We start from the raw sequence: 15,355 nt of genomic DNA on the forward strand, positions 1-15,355 counted from the left end.
CGCCTTGCTGGCGCATAAATTTTCAGAGGATCTACGTGGTGCCGCCACATCATCGAAAACGTGACTACGGCTGGCTGCTGATTGTTAGTGCCGGATTGCTGCCGCTGATATTCGGTCTTATCTGCACCGCTCTTGAGGCTCGCCACAGCGTGCGTCAGCAGCAGATCAATGCTGCCACTATATTGCTCTCCCAGGCGGAGAAAATGAGCGACAGCGCCTGGAATATGATCACCTCGTTGCGTCAGTATCACTATCAGCCCTGTTCCGACATTGAAACCCAGCTACAGCGCGCAGGCACGCTCAACGCCTATTTCCGCGCCATCGGCAAACTGGACGGCGCTAACGTGAGCTGCTCCTCCGCCTATGGCCTGAACCCCGGCACGCTGGCGCAGATGATACGGCGTCAACCGCCTGTCACCGGCAAGGCCTGGTGGAGCCTCTCCATTGCCGGTACGGCTGCGGTGCCCGAACGCCCGGCGGTGATTTTTGTGCGTCAGCTGCCGGACAGCGAAGGGTTTTGGGCGATTATTGACGGCCAGTATCTGATAGACTTTATGCACGCCATCGGCGAATCTCACGGTTATCAGCTCTCGATGCGCTTTGACAACGGCGCGCCCATTGCGACGGGCAAAGCGGAAGAGCGGCCAGGCCGCCTGTTTTCAGGCCAGCAATATGATACGCAGTCAACGCGTTACCCTATTACGCTCAGCATGATGGCGCCCTCTTCCGAGATGCTGCGCGCCTGGCGCCAGGGCTTTTTTGTCTTTATGCCGATGGCAGCCATCTTTTCCATCCTGCTCATGATCCTGACCGCTAACTGGGTACAGCGTCGCATCTCGTGGCGCGATGAGATACGACGCGCCATCGCTGGCCGCCAGTTTTCCGTGCACTATCAGCCGGTATACGGCGCCCTCATCCAGCGTTGCGCCGGTGTGGAAGCCTTGATGCGCTGGCAGCAGCCCAACGGCGAGTGGATCCGCCCGGATATCTTTATCAGCGCGGCGGAAGCGGAAGGGATGATTGTGCCGCTTACCCGCCATCTGCTGGACCTGATTGCTGAAGATATGCAGAGGTGGGAAGTTGAACCGGGTTTCCATCTCGGCATCAACCTGGCGGCGGCGCATCTGCAACATGCGGAGTTTGTCAGCGATATCCTCGCTTTTGCCGACAGGGTGAAGCATCACCAGCCCCTGATTACGCTGGAACTCACCGAGCGCAGTCTGATTCAGGACGGCGCTGACGTTGCGCGCAAGTTAGCGCAGCTACGTAAGCAGGGCATTAAGGTGGCGATTGACGATTTCGGCACCGGACACTGTTCGCTCTCTTATCTGCAAACCTTCCCGCTCGACTACCTGAAAATCGATCGCGGCTTTATTAACGCCATTGAGCGGCTGGATGGCGAAACGCCGGTACTGGATGCCATTATCAACCTCAGTCATAAGCTGGCGCTGGAGGTGCTGGGCGAAGGCGTAGAGACATCGTTGCAGCTGCAGTACCTGAAAAATCGCGGCGCGGTGTTTATCCAGGGCTACTATTATGCATACCCCATGGACAACGATACCCTGCTCGCCTGGTTAAAGGTGAAGGGCAGCCTGCCGCTGGATACGCCCTGTACCACAGAAAAACTGAGCTGATTCGTTCTTCCTTCCCGTTAACCCCGTTTTTACTCCTCTTAGCGGACATTGTTCCGGTACGAAATGCTGCACGCCGGGTTTGTCATTACCTGTGATTTAATCGGCAAAACGGCCCAACAACGAACCAAATATGACAAATATCAAACAAAAACGGTATACTCTGTGGCGGGAAGCAATAATTTCAATACTAATTATTGCGTTGCGTAGCCGATCATCTGTGTTGATCGAGGCTATGCTTTAATTTTCTCAACGCCGCGGACTGAAGCGATGAGATCGGTTCGCGCCGTTGAGGACTTTCATTTTCCGGATACAGGGTAACCTCATGAAATTACGTAGGAAGCGTGTAAAACCCATCGGGCTGGATGATGTCACTATCATTGATGATGCCCGTTTGCGTAAGGCCATTACCGCCGCCTCTCTGGGCAACGCGATGGAGTGGTTTGACTTCGGTGTTTATGGCTTTGTTGCCTATGCGTTGGGTAAAGTCTTTTTTCCGGATGCCTCGCCTGGCCTTCAGATGATCGCGGCGCTGGCCACCTTTTCCGTTCCATTTCTTATCCGTCCGCTGGGCGGTCTGTTCTTCGGCATGCTTGGCGATAAATATGGTCGCCAGAAAATCCTCTCTATTACCATCGTCATTATGTCTCTGAGCACCTTCTGTATCGGGCTGATCCCCTCCTATGCTTCGATAGGGATCTGGGCGCCGGTGCTGTTGCTGATTGCCAAGATGGCGCAAGGCTTCTCGGTAGGCGGGGAATATACCGGGGCATCCATCTTCGTGGCGGAATATTCACCGGACCGTAAGCGCGGCTTTATGGGCAGCTGGCTCGATTTTGGTTCCATAGTGGGCTTTGTGATTGGTGCCGGTTTGGTGGTACTGATTTCCACTATCGTGGGTGAAGAGAACTTTATGAGCTGGGGCTGGCGTCTGCCGTTCTTCCTCGCGCTGCCGCTGGGCATTATTGGTATTTATCTGCGTCATGCGCTGGAAGAAACCCCGGCGTTTCAACAGCATGTGGAGAAACTGGAACAGGGCGATCGCGAAGGCCTGCGCGACGGACCGAAGGTGTCGTTTAAAGAGATCGCCAGTAAACACTGGAAGAGCCTGCTCGCCTGTATCGGTTTGGTGATCTCGACTAACGTCACCTATTACATGCTGCTCACCTATATGCCGAGCTACCTCTCCCATAACCTGCACTACTCAGAAGATCACGGCGTGCTGATTATCATCGCCATTATGATCGGGATGCTGTTTGTGCAGCCGGTAATGGGCATGCTCAGCGATCGCTTTGGCCGTCGTCCCTTCGTTATCTTCGGCAGTATCGCCCTGCTGGTGTTTGCGATTCCGGCCTTTATCCTGATCAACAGCGGCGTGATTGGGCTGATTTTCGCGGGTCTGCTGCTGCTGGCGGTAATCCTGAACGCCTTTACCGGCGTGATGGCCTCTTCGCTGCCTGCCATGTTCCCGACGCATATTCGCTACAGCGCGCTGGCCAGCGCTTTTAACATTTCAGTGCTGGTTGCCGGTCTGACGCCGACCTTAGCGGCCTGGCTGGTAGAAGCGACCAATAATCTCTATATGCCTGCGTACTATCTGATGGTGGTTGCCGTTATTGGTCTGGTTACCGGTATTTATATGAAAGAGACCGCCAACAAGCCACTGTCGGGCGCGACGCCAGCCGCTTCCGATCTTGCAGAAGCACGAGAAATCCTGCAGGAGCATCACGATAACATCGAGCAGAAAATCGAAGATATCGACGAAGAGATCGCTAAACTGGAAGCGAAACGTAAGAATCTGGTGCAGCAGCACCCGGACATTAACGAGTAGTCTATGCCCTCTCCCGCCGCCCGGCGGGAGAGGAGTTTTTAGCCGCAAAAAAATTCCGTTGCAGCACACAAACCTTCATTGTCGCCCGCCAAAAGAGGTAAACTATCGGCACTTTTTTATACTGTTTAGTGAAGCTCCCATGTCTGATTTTTCCCTTATCCAGCGCCCGAGAAGGCTGCGTAAAAGCGCGTCGATGCGCGAAATGTTCCAGGAAACCTCACTGAGCCTGAACGATCTGGCCTTGCCGATTTTCGTTGAGGAAGGGGTAGACGATTACAAAGCGATCGAAGCGATGCCGGGCGTAATGCGTATCCCGGAAAAGCGTCTGGCGTACGAAATTGAGCGCATCGCCAAAGCGGGTATCCGCTCGGTGATGACTTTCGGTATTTCTCATCATACCGACGCGACCGGCAGCGATGCCTGGAACGAAAACGGTCTGGTGGCGCGCATGTCGCGTATTTGTAAGGACACCGTGCCTGAGATGATCGTGATGTCCGACACCTGTTTTTGCGAATATACCTCGCACGGCCACTGTGGCGTGCTGTGCGACCACGGCGTGGATAACGACGCTACCCTGATCAATCTTGGCAAGCAGGCGGTGGTTGCCGCGCAGGCCGGAGCGGACTTCATTGCGCCTTCGGCAGCAATGGACGGCCAGGTGAAAGCGATCCGTCAGGCGCTGGATGCGGCGGGCTTTACCGATACCGCCATCATGTCCTACTCCACCAAGTTCGCCTCTTCGTTTTACGGCCCGTTCCGTGAAGCCGCTGGCACCGCGTTGAAGGGCGACCGTAAAACTTATCAGATGAACCCGATGAACCGTCGCGAAGCGATTCGCGAGTCGCTGATTGATGCGGCGGAAGGCGCGGATTCGCTGATGGTTAAACCGGCCGGCGCCTATCTTGACGTGCTGCGCGATATCCGCGAGCGCACTGAGCTGCCGCTGGCGGCTTATCAGGTCAGCGGCGAATACGCGATGATCAAGTTTGCCGCACAGGCGGGCGCCATCGACGAACGCAACGTAGTGCTGGAAAGCCTGGGCGCCATTAAGCGTGCCGGTGCAGATTTAATCTTCAGCTATTTCGCGCTGGATTTAGCAGAACAAAAAGTGCTCTAATCGTCCCGCCATCCTGTAGCTACCATGCTAAAGCTGCAGGATGCTTTTTTCACCCTTCAGGCATTATCCGCTTACTTCTTCTGTTTACATAAAAGGTTCGCGATGAAAGCACCCGCTATTCCTTCTGATGAGCGGCAGCGTTTAACCGAGCTGCGCGCGCTTAATGTTATCAATACGCCCACTGAAGAACGCTTCGATCGCCTGACGCGTCTGGCACGCCGCCTGTTCAACGTGCCCATCTCTCTGGTGAGTCTGGTAGAGAAAGATTATCAGTGGTTCAAATCTGCTGACGGCTACAAGGTGAAAAGCTCGCCGCGCAACATCTCCTTTTGCGCTCATACCATTCTGCAGGATGAAGTATTGGTAATAGAGGACGCGCTGAAAGATGAACGTTTTCACGATAACCCGCTGGTCACCGGAGAGCCGTATATTCGGTTCTATGCAGGCTGTCCACTGCATACTCCCGGTGGCGCGCGTATCGGTTCGCTCTGCCTGATCGCCCACGAACCTCGCACCTTTAGTCAGGATGACATCAGCGCCCTACGCGACCTGGCGGCAATGGCCGAAGCGGAGCTGGTTGCCTTCCAGGCCGCCACCTCAGACGAGCTGACGCAAATCACTAACCGGCGCGGCTTTATGACGCTGGGTCAGCTGATACTAAATGAATGCCTGTTAAAACAACGATCTGCCAGCCTGACCTTTCTCGATCTCGATAAGTTTAAAGCGATTAACGATGTGCTGGGTCATCGCGAAGGGGATCGGGCGCTGATGGATTTTGCCGATGCGATGAAGGTCACGTTCCGCCATTCCGACCTGTTTGCCCGCCTGGGCGGCGATGAATTTGTGGTACTGCTTAATGGTTCGCAACAGCATGAGGCAGAAGAGCAATTACAGACATTCAGACACTATTTGCAGCAGCAGGCAATGCATCTTAATCGCCGTTACAGGCTCGACTTCTCCTCCGGTGTGGTGGAGTTTAATCCTCATGACCCCCATACGCTGGAACAGCTGCTGGAAAGCAGTGATGCCGTGATGTATGCCGCAAAAAAAGCGAAAAAACGTTCAGGCTAAGCGACAGGCAGGGCGCTAACTCTGCCTGTCTTTGCTTCAGAGAGATTTTGCCAGATCGTCAATCAGCGTCCGGTTAAACTTCTCCGGCTCTTCCATCTGTGGCGCATGGCCCATGCCGGGAAACTCGATCAGATGCGCATCAGGGATAAGCTTCGCCGCCTCTTTGCCCAATACCTTGTAGTTACCCAGCTGTGCCTTCACCGCTGGCGAAGCGATATCGCTGCCGATGGCGGTGGTGTCTGAGGTGCCGATCATCAGCGTGGTTGGCACCTTCACCTCTTTAAACTCATAGTAAACCGGCTGGGTAAAGATCATGTCGTAGATCAGCGCCGAATTCCAGGCGACCTTCTTGTGTCCCGGCCCGCTGTTCAGCCCGGCCAGCATATCCACCCATTTGTCATATTCCGGCTTCCAGCTTCCGGCATAGTAGGTGTGCTGCTCATATTTTTTGATCCCTTCCGCGCTGGTCTTTAGCTCGCGCTGATACCATTGGTCCACCGAGCGCCACGGCGCGCCTTTCGCCTTCCAGTCTTCAAGACCAATAGGGTTAACCATCACCAGCTTCTCGGTTTCGGCCGGGAACATCAGCGCGTAACGCGTTGCCAGCATGCCGCCGGTGGAGTGGCCCATGATAACGGCTTTTTTCACGCCCAGATGCTGCAAAAGCTGGTGGGTGTTATCGGCAAGCTGCTGGAAGCTGTACTGATAACTGGCTGGTTTGCTGGAGGAGCAAAATCCTATCTGATCCGGCGCAATAACCCGATAGCCGCTGCTGCTCAGCGCTTTGATGGTGCTTTCCCAGGTGGCGCCGCAGAAGTTTTTACCGTGCATCAGCACCACGGTATGCCCATTCGCGTTCTGCGTCGGCTTTACATCCATATAGCCCATGCTCAAAGACTGCTGCTGGGAAGAAAAATTAAAGTGCTGCAACGGATAAGGATACCGGAAGCCTTCCAGCTGTTCGCCATAGACGGCGGCCAGCGTGGGCGCACAGCTTAATAACGCGACAGAGGTAACTAAAACGGCCAGCGATTTTTTCAACGCATGTGTCGGTCCCATCCGGGATTCTCCTTGTTAATAAAGGGGGAACAGTGTGGCATGCCCGTTAAGCCTGCGTATTGATGTCTTGTGTCATGATGCAGATTTCACTCCACAAGCGTAGCCGCAAAAGCTGACCTGAGAAGCGGCTTTACCTTTGCCCGTGTTTTACAGAGAAAAGTTTACCTTTAAGAATATTAAGACGGATTAAACTTATTACATCGGGCAAAAAAAGAGATGTGGTATGGACGAGAAGAAATACAATGAAGGCGTGATCGATACTGTCACCCTGTGGATTAATAACAATCTCGAGAATCGGTTAAGCATTGATGACATTGCGCAAAAGGCGGGTTATTCAAAATGGTATTTACAAAAGCTGTTTGTCAAATACCATCATGAATCTCTGGCACGCTATATTCGCAAAAAAAAATTGGCCGCCTGTATTAAAGCGCTGAAAAGCACGCCGGTGCCGATTATTACCCTTGCGGTCAGATTCCATTTCGAAAGTCAGCAATCTTTTACCCGTTCTTTCAAAGGCGTGACGGGCTGTACGCCCTACCACTGCCGCAAGCGCAAGCTTTCTGACGTCGCGATGAAGCAGTTAAAAGAGGAGGATGATCCCTGCAAGCTGTGCAGAAGCCACTCCGCGAAAACAACGCTTTTTCGCCCTCGAAAAAAGCGAGGCGACTAATCACTCTGTTTTTACCTGCTTATTTTATCAGGAAAAAATAGCGAAGCGGCTTATTGCTGATAATATCCTTGCGTTAGCAAAGAAAAATGTTCGTTATGTTGGAGGGCAATACTCTACCCGTTTTTGTTATCCGCCAGCGTAAATAAGCAGGATTGCAGCTAAGCTTATTTACCCGCTTCGGTAATATGGCTGACTTATATGTCTGTTAGCAACTTAACTCAATGCCAGGATGTACTTTTTGGCGAGAGGCCAGACATTTTACCGCCCGTCCGGCCCCTGATCTGTAACTTAACGCGCCGCCAGTTTGAAAGTAGAGACGGAGTGCGTGAGATGATGCACCTGCTCCTCCAGCGAGGCCGCCGCCGCCGCCGATTCCTGCACTAATGCGGCGTTCTGCTGCGTTACGCCATCCATCTCGGTCACCGCCTGCTCAATCTGGCTGATGCCACGGCTCTGCTCATCCGACGCGGTAGAGATATGCTCCATCAGCGTATCCACCTGGGTCACCGACGCGATAATGGCGGCAATCGCCTCACCGGTACGCGAAACCTGGTTCGAGCCTGCCTGGATATTGCTCACGGATTCAGAAATCAGGCTTTCAATCTCTTTCGCCGCGACGGCGCTGCGCTGCGCCAGATTACGCACTTCCCCCGCCACCACAGCAAAGCCGCGTCCCTGCTCGCCAGCACGGGCCGCTTCCACCGCCGCGTTCAACGCCAGAATATTGGTCTGGAAGGCAATGCTGTTAATCACGCCGGTAATATCTTCAATCTTCTTCGAACTGGTGGTGATACGGCTCATGGTAGTAATCACTTCCTGAGACACCTTCTCGCCGGTGCGGGCATTTTTTACCGCTTCACGCGTCAGGCGGCTGGCCTGGAACACGTTTTCAGTGTTCTGCTTCACCGTTGCGCCCAGCTCTTCCATGCTGGCGGCAGTTTCCGTCAGTGCGGCGGCCTGCTGTTCAGTCCGTGATGCCAGATCGACGTTACCGGCTGCAATCTGCTGCGATGCTGACGCCACCGTATGGCTGGAGTCGCGCACCTGACCAATGATATCGGTCAGGGCCAAACGCATCTGCTCCATCGAGCGCAGCACATCTTCGATTTCGCTGCGTGAACGCACGTTAACCGGCACCGGCGTGTCCAGATAACCTTCAGCGATCTGGCGACAGCGATCGCGCGCACTGTTCAGCGGCGTTAACACATAACGTTTCAGGAACAGCAGTACCGCAACGATAACCAACAGGAACAGCAGCGCAAAGGCGATAATCAGACCGATGCCGAAGGTGAAATGGCTTTGCGCCCGGCCATTCAGATCTTTCGCATACTGCTCATGCAGCGCCAGCACCTTGTCCAGTACGATTTCATACTGACGATCCAGCTTCGCCACGGTCGCGATTTGCGCTTCAAAGCGGGGGCGATCGTTCGCCTGCGCCGCATCGATCAGGGGTTGCAGCCCCTGCTGACGATAAGCAAGCCAGGCGGTGCGATAAGCGTCAGCCAGCGGCGCTTCTCCCGGCTGCTTCGGCGCGTTCAGGTAAGCCTGAAAAGCCGCATCCGCTTTTTCAGCCACCGCTTTTACGCCTGCCAACGACGGCGCCGTCTGCTCCGCATTGCCGTTCTCCATCGCCTTCATATATTCCATTACGCGCACGCGCAGCGTACGGCTGTGGTTAATGGGATCGATAATGGAGAGCACAACGCGGATCTCTTTGTTCACGCTATCCAGCGACTGGTTGCTGCGGGTCAACAGCCAGACACTCGACATGGTGCCGGCAAAGAAAATAATAAACAGAATGGCAAGGACAAACAGGGAAGATTTCTTCAGCGACATAATGACTTCTCGGTAAAACGGGTAAGTGTTTACTATCGGCATAAACCACGAAGGATTTAGCAGATACTCAGCATGATTCACCGCAAATCAAAGCCTCCATTTCCCTGATTTGCTGTTTCGTGCTTTTAAAACAAACAGAGTAAAAATACTGTAGATATCCAGCCCATTGAGTTAATTACGCTTTTTTCCCGCTTAACTTTTCCTGCATGAGATTTGTCCGTGCCTTATCGCAAAATGTGTGACCGGTAACACATCGGCAATGACTATCTTTACATAGCATTTACAAAACAGAGCGCGTTGAGCTTAAAGGAGAAGCTGTATGAGTACCGCGAAATCATCGGGAAATAATCAAAATCGCTTTACCTGGTTTGTCTGCTGTATGGCAGCGCTTTCTGGCCTGTTGTTTGGGCTGGATATTGGCGTGATTGCGGGTGCGCTGCCCTTTTTGTCGAAGGATCTGCATATCAGCAACCATGAACAGGAGTGGGTGGTCAGCGCCATGATGTTCGGCGCCGCACTCGGCGCGCTTGGCGCGGGTTGGATCTCTTCCCGTCTGGGACGTAAGAAAAGCATGCTGGTTGGTGCGACGCTGTTTGTTATCGGCTCGCTCTGGTCTGCGCTTTCACCGGACGTAGAGTCGCTGGTGATGGCGCGCATACTGCTCGGCCTGGCGGTGGGCATCGCCTCGTATACCGCTCCGCTCTATCTGGCGGAAATCGCGCCGGAACGTATTCGCGGCTCGATGATCTCTATGTATCAGCTAATGCTGACCACTGGCATTGTGGTCGCCTATCTCTCTGATACCGCGTTCAGCTACAGCGGCAACTGGCGCTGGATGCTGGGAATTATCGCTATTCCGGCGCTGATCCTGTTCGTCGGCGTGCTATTTCTTCCCAACAGCCCGCGCTGGCTCGCCGCACATGGTCGGTTTAACGAGGCGCAACGCGTGCTGGATCGGCTGCGCAGCACCACAGCGCAGGCGAAGCAGGAGCTGGAAGAGATCCGTGAAAGTTTGCAGGTGAAGCAGACCGGCTGGGCACTGTTTAAAAGCAACACCCACTTCCGTCGCGCCGTCTGGCTCGGGATGCTGCTTCAGGTAATGCAGCAGTTTACCGGGATGAACGTGGTGATGTATTACGCGCCGAAAATTTTCAGCATTGCGGGCTTTTCCAGTACCAGCGATCAGATGTGGGGTACGGTGATTGTCGGCCTGGTGAATATGCTCTCTACGCTGATCGCCATTGGTCTGGTGGATCGCTGGGGGCGTAAGCCGATGTTGATCACCAGTTTTCTGGTAATGGCGCTGGGCATGGGGGCGCTCGGTACGCTGCTGCATCTCGGTGTGGAAACCGATTTTCGCAAATATTTCGCTATCGCCATGCTGCTGATGTTTATTATCGGTTTTGCCATGGCGGCAGGTCCGGTGGTCTGGCTGCTCTGCTCGGAAATCCAGCCGCTAAAAGGCCGCGATTTTGGCATTACCGCCTCCACCACCACCAACTGGGTGGGCAATATGATTGTCGGGGCGACGTTCCTGACGATGCTCGATCAATTCGGCAGCGCTAACACTTTTTGGTTCTACGGCGTGCTTAACCTGGCCTTTATCCTGCTGACGTTCAGGCTGGTGCCGGAGACCCGGCATGTGACGCTGGAGCATATCGAACGCAACCTGATGCAAGGCAAACCGCTGCGCGATATCGGGGTGTAATGCGGGAAAGTTTTCAAAGTGGTCAAATCATTGGACAATGATTTGACCAACAGGAGGTAGGTATGCGATCGATAAGTTACAGCGAAGCCAGGCAGAATCTGTCAGCGACAATGGTGCAAGCCGTTGAAGATAAAGCGCCTGTTTTGATTACACGTCACGAATGATGCACTGCTGATTGCAGCCTGCTGCTACCATTATTAATGCGTACAGCCCGCCGCTGCGGGCTTTTTTATAATGCCTGCGCGCAGGCCCAGGCGGAGCTCCAGGCCCACTGGAAGTTATAACCGCCCAGCCAGCCCGTCACATCGACCACTTCGCCGATAAAGTAGAGTCCCGGCACGTCGCGCGCTTCCATGGTCTTTGACGAGAGCAGCGTGGTATCTACGCCGCCCAGCGTGACTTCCGCGGTGCGGTAGCCTTCGGTGCCGTTGGGCTGGATGCGCCACTGGTGCAATCTTTCCACCAGCTCCGCCTGCTGCTTGTTGTTGAGCTGCTTGAGGCTGACGTCCGGCACCTGGTCGAGCGCCTGTAACACCTCCACAAGACGTTTGGGCAAAATCTTTGCCAGACTGTTTTTCAGGCTGAGGTTGGGATGCGCCTGGCGCTGCACATTAATAAACGCATCGAGCGCGGTAGCAGGCGACAGATTAACAGTAATGAACTCCCCCGGCTGCCAGTAGCTGGAGATTTGCAACACCGCCGGGCCTGATAAACCGCGATGGGTAAACAGCATCGCCTCTTTAAACAGCGTGCCGTCCTGCGCTTCAATGGTGGCAGGCAACGCCACGCCGGAAAGCGCTTGCAGCTGATCCAGCAGCGGCTTATGCAGCGTGAACGGCACCAGCGCCGCGCGCGTCGGGTAAACTTTCAGGCCAAACTGCTCAGCAATCTTGTAACCAAAGGGAGAGGCGCCCAGCCCCGGCATCGACAGGCCGCCGCTGGCGATCACCAGTTTTTCCGCCGCCACCTGCGCGCCATTCAGCTGCAATGTGTAGCCCGCATCATCGCGCGTCACGCTCAGCACCTCAGAACGCAGACGCACCGTGACATGGCCTTTGTCGCACTCCGCCATCAGCAGATCGACAATCTGCTGTGCCGAGTCGTCGCAAAACAGCTGCCCGAGAGTTTTCTCGTGATACGCAATGCCGTGGCGGTTAACCAGATCGATAAAATCCCACTGGGTATAGCGCGCCAGCGCCGATTTACAAAAATGAGGGTTGTTCGACAGGTACGCCGCAGGTTCGGTATAGAGATTGGTAAAGTTGCAGCGACCGCCGCCAGACATCAGGATTTTGCGGCCCGTCTTCTTGCCGTTATCCAACAGCAATACGCGTCGTCCGCGCTGCCCTGCCTGCGCCGCGCAAAACAACCCGGCTGCGCCTGCGCCAATAATGATAACGTCAAACTTTTCCACTGCTTCTACCCGACTCGCCTGAAAGGCGCTGATTGTAGTGATCTGACCTGCGAGACGCCAGCGTCAAAAAAAAGTCGTAAATATGTCATATTGTAACTGACTCATTTTCCGACGTTTTTCGCTCGTTATGCCGCACAGATTACCCATTAAGGGCAAAAAAAGACTATATTTTCCTTTCCCATACAGCATGTTGTCGCGGATAATGCGCCGCGTTCATGTCCTCCATAATGGCGTAACGTTTATGCTACATCTGTTTGCTGGTCTTGACCTCAGTACCGGCCTGTTATTGGTTCTTGCCCTGTTGTTTGTTTTGTTTTACGAAGCGATCAACGGCTTCCACGATACGGCCAATGCGGTCGCCACGGTAATCTATACGCGCGCTATGCGTGCGCAGTTGGCGGTTGTAATGGCTGGGGTGTTCAACTTTTTTGGCGTCCTGCTCGGCGGTTTGAGTGTGGCCTACGCCATCGTCCACATGCTTCCTACCGACTTGCTGCTGAATGTCGGTTCGGCTCACGGCCTCGCCATGGTCTTCTCCATGCTGCTGGCTGCGATTATCTGGAACCTCGGCACCTGGTATCTGGGTTTGCCTGCCTCCAGCTCCCACACGCTGATCGGCGCCATTATTGGTATCGGTCTGACTAACGCCCTGATGACCGGCTCGTCGGTTGTTGATGCGCTTAATATTCCGAAAGTGATTAATATTTTCCTGTCGCTGATCCTGTCGCCCATTGTGGGCATGGTGCTGGCTGGCAGCCTGATTTTCCTGCTGCGCCGTTACTGGAGCGGGACAAAAAAACGCGCCCGTACTCATATGACGCCGGCGGAACGTGAAAAAATCGACGGCAAGAAAAAGCCGCCGTTCTGGACGCGTATCGCCCTGATCGTCTCCGCCATTGGCGTCAGCTATTCACACGGCGCGAATGACGGTCAGAAAGGCATCGGCCTGATTATGCTGGTGCTGATTGGCGTAGCGCCAGCTGGCTTTGTGGTAAATATAAATGCGTCAGGCTACGACATCACGCGCACGCGCGATGCAGTTAATCATCTTGAGCAATATTATCAGCAGCATAACGAGACGCTGACGCACATTGTGCAGATGGCGCCGCCTGCGCTGCCGACGCCGGAGCAAATCGCCTCAGCTCCGCACGAGTTTCACTGCAACAGCGCACTCGCCATGCAGGCGGTACAGCGCGCTCAGGGCCTGCTGAACAACCTGCAGAGCTACGATCAGCTCTCAGTCGATCAGCGCAGCCAGATGCGCCGCCTGTTGCTCTGTATCTCGGATACCGCAGAGAAAGCGGCGAAGCTGCCGGAAACCAGCGCCGACGACAAACGCTTCCTTAATAAGCTGAACAGCGACATGCTCGGCACCATCGAATATGCGCCGGTATGGATTATTATCGCCGTCGCGCTGGCGCTGGGCACCGGCACCATGATCGGCTGGCGTCGCGTGGCGACCACCATCGGCGAGAAGATCGGTAAAAAAGGGATGACCTATGCGCAGGGCATGTCCGCACAGGTGACGGCGGCGCTTTCCATCGGCATCGCCAGCTACACCGGTATGCCCGTTTCTACCACGCACATCCTCTCCTCCTCGGTGGCCGGCACCATGCTGGTTGACGGCGGCGGATTACAGAGCCGGACGATTAAGAACATCGCCATGGCGTGGGTATTTACCCTGCCCGTCTGTATTGTTCTGTCGGGTTCGCTGTACTGGATAGCGTTGAAGCTGGTGGCATAAAAGCCCAGGCAGATAAACAAGGGCGGCGAAAGTCGCCCTTTTTTAATGCCAGATCGCCAGGCCAATCAGGCTGATCACCACCAGGCCACACAGCGAACTGGTCAGAATAAACTGGCCGCGCACGCGTTCGCAGCGACGAATAAACTCCTCGTCATGATGATCGCGATAGCGTTTCGCCCAGATATAGCGCACCAGGCGCACCTGTTTACTCGGCTGGCCGTGAGAGGTAAAGAAGCCTGCGCCATCCACATATTGATAAAGCAGCGGATCGCAGCCACGTAAAACGGCCAGCAGTGAGCGCAGAGAAGAGAAATAACGCGCCATGTTTACCAAACACACAATACAAAGAGCCCAAAAAAGCGCGATAGTGCTAATCATATTCCCCTCCCGGCTGGAACCGCAGAGACGGGTGCAGCAGGGAATCGCCGGCCACGTCCCACGATAAATAGCCAACCACTTAATGAACCGAACTGCGTTGTTGTTCTGAAAACCATGGCGATAAGTGCCGATTCGGCAACCGCCTTTTTCAGTGTAGGAGATCTGGTAAAAGTTTTTCCAGCGATGATTTTCGTTCACCGCGAGCGAAAAAACCGTTAAGCCTTGATCTGACTCACAGCCAGGGCGCGCTTTGCAGCTTTTGTTAACAGATATAGCTATAATCAAAGCATAACAACAAGCTGCCTGCACGATTCATTGCGCAGGCATGGAATATTGGTGGCGCTCATTGTCCACTCGCGCAAGGGAAGTTCGCCATGTTGTGCGGCGCCAGGACAGGGGTTGTCATCCACAATCTCGTGAAAGGAGTTGTATTATGGCTTATAAACATATCCTGATTGCAGTCGATCTTTCCCCGGAAAGCCAGTTGCTGGTTGAGAAAGCCGTTTCTCTGGCCCGTCCTTACGATGCCAAAATCTCCCTGATTCACGTGGATGTAAATTACTCCGATCTCTACACTGGCCTGATTGACGTTAACCTCGGCGATATGCAAAAACGCATCTCCGAGGAGACCCATCATGCGTTAACCGAGCTGTCGCAGGCCGCCGGTTATCCCATCAGCGAAACCCTGAGCGGCAGCGGCGATCTCGGCCAGGTGCTGGTGGATGCGATTAAAAAATATGATGTGGATCTGGTGGTTTGCGGGCATCACCAGGATTTCTGGAGCAAGCTGATGTCCTCCGCGCGCCAGTTGATCAATACCGTACATATCGACATGCTGATTGTGCCGTTGCGCGACGAAGAGGAAGTGTAGGTTCGCGCCGTGGGAAAAGAAGTGA

12 protein-coding genes and 1 pseudogene are annotated in these 15,355 nt (G+C 54.4%); 9 read left to right on the forward strand and 4 right to left on the reverse strand.

Annotation, left to right across the window (positions count from 1 at the left end):
* The first annotated feature begins 38 nt into the window (after positions 1-38).
* The 4 genes from ABU178_RS17370 to ABU178_RS17385 all read left to right on the forward strand — a co-directional run bounded on the left by ABU178_RS17370 (position 39) and on the right by ABU178_RS17385 (position 5,650).
* The gene (locus tag ABU178_RS17370) at positions 39-1,634 is read left to right on the forward strand and encodes an EAL domain-containing protein (RefSeq protein ID WP_397217226.1); all 1,596 of its coding nucleotides are present in this window, start codon (positions 39-41) and stop codon (positions 1,632-1,634) included.
* Between the two features lie 322 nt (positions 1,635-1,956).
* Positions 1,957-3,462, forward strand: coding sequence for a glycine betaine/L-proline transporter ProP (proP, locus tag ABU178_RS17375; protein ID WP_397217228.1), 1,506 nt, complete (start codon positions 1,957-1,959; stop codon positions 3,460-3,462).
* Between the two features lie 139 nt (positions 3,463-3,601).
* Entirely contained in the window at positions 3,602-4,579 is a 978-nt protein-coding gene (gene hemB, locus ABU178_RS17380; protein ID WP_397217230.1) for a porphobilinogen synthase, read from the forward strand.
* Positions 4,580-4,681: 102 nt separating this feature from the next.
* Positions 4,682-5,650 carry a sensor domain-containing diguanylate cyclase gene (locus tag ABU178_RS17385; RefSeq protein ID WP_397217232.1) on the forward strand — a complete coding sequence of 323 codons (969 nt, stop codon included), beginning with the start codon at positions 4,682-4,684 and terminating at the stop codon, positions 5,648-5,650.
* A 36-nt stretch (positions 5,651-5,686) separates the two neighbouring features.
* Here the strand turns inward: ABU178_RS17385 and ABU178_RS17390 are convergent, their stop codons facing one another.
* The gene (locus ABU178_RS17390) at positions 5,687-6,709 is read right to left on the reverse strand and encodes an alpha/beta fold hydrolase (RefSeq protein ID WP_397217234.1); all 1,023 of its coding nucleotides are present in this window, start codon (positions 6,707-6,709) and stop codon (positions 5,687-5,689) included.
* 223 nt (positions 6,710-6,932) lie between these two features.
* Between ABU178_RS17390 and ABU178_RS17395 the strand changes: the two genes are divergently transcribed.
* Complete coding sequence (locus tag ABU178_RS17395; protein WP_397217236.1) at positions 6,933-7,379, forward strand: helix-turn-helix domain-containing protein; 447 nt, start codon at positions 6,933-6,935, stop codon at positions 7,377-7,379.
* Between the two features lie 288 nt (positions 7,380-7,667).
* Here ABU178_RS17395 and ABU178_RS17400 read toward each other — a convergent pair whose 3' ends face one another.
* Complete coding sequence (locus tag ABU178_RS17400) at positions 7,668-9,215, reverse strand: methyl-accepting chemotaxis protein (RefSeq protein WP_397217238.1); 1,548 nt, start codon at positions 9,213-9,215, stop codon at positions 7,668-7,670.
* A 319-nt stretch (positions 9,216-9,534) separates the two neighbouring features.
* Between ABU178_RS17400 and ABU178_RS17405 the strand changes: the two genes are divergently transcribed.
* Together ABU178_RS17405 and ABU178_RS17410 are read left to right on the forward strand one after the other, a co-directional pair.
* The gene (locus ABU178_RS17405) at positions 9,535-10,923 is read left to right on the forward strand and encodes a sugar porter family MFS transporter (RefSeq protein ID WP_397217240.1); all 1,389 of its coding nucleotides are present in this window, start codon (positions 9,535-9,537) and stop codon (positions 10,921-10,923) included.
* A gap of 62 nt (positions 10,924-10,985) precedes the next feature.
* A pseudogene (locus ABU178_RS17410) lies at positions 10,986-11,078 on the forward strand (type II toxin-antitoxin system Phd/YefM family antitoxin); the annotation flags it as partial.
* Between the two features lie 74 nt (positions 11,079-11,152).
* Here ABU178_RS17410 and ABU178_RS17415 read toward each other — a convergent pair.
* A complete protein-coding gene (locus tag ABU178_RS17415) occupies positions 11,153-12,337 on the reverse strand; it encodes an NAD(P)/FAD-dependent oxidoreductase (protein ID WP_397217242.1) in 1,185 nt (394 codons plus the stop codon).
* Positions 12,338-12,578: 241 nt separating this feature from the next.
* Between ABU178_RS17415 and pitA the strand changes: the two genes are divergently transcribed.
* On the forward strand, positions 12,579-14,081 hold the full coding sequence (gene pitA, locus ABU178_RS17420) for an inorganic phosphate transporter PitA (protein WP_397217244.1): 1,503 nt from the start codon (positions 12,579-12,581) through the stop codon (positions 14,079-14,081).
* A 42-nt stretch (positions 14,082-14,123) separates the two neighbouring features.
* Here pitA and uspB read toward each other — a convergent pair whose 3' ends face one another.
* Positions 14,124-14,459: a universal stress protein UspB gene (uspB, locus tag ABU178_RS17425; protein ID WP_397217246.1), complete on the reverse strand. Its 336-nt coding sequence runs from the start codon at positions 14,457-14,459 to the stop codon at positions 14,124-14,126.
* Positions 14,460-14,892: 433 nt separating this feature from the next.
* On the opposite strand from uspB, the gene uspA reads away from it, so the two are divergent.
* Positions 14,893-15,330, forward strand: coding sequence for a universal stress protein UspA (gene uspA / locus ABU178_RS17430; RefSeq protein ID WP_397217248.1), 438 nt, complete (start codon positions 14,893-14,895; stop codon positions 15,328-15,330).
* Positions 15,331-15,355: the final 25 nt, after the last annotated feature.

The sequence above is a fragment of the Pantoea osteomyelitidis genome (assembly GCF_044342975.1).
Classification (GTDB): domain Bacteria; phylum Pseudomonadota; class Gammaproteobacteria; order Enterobacterales; family Enterobacteriaceae; genus Pantoea; species Pantoea osteomyelitidis.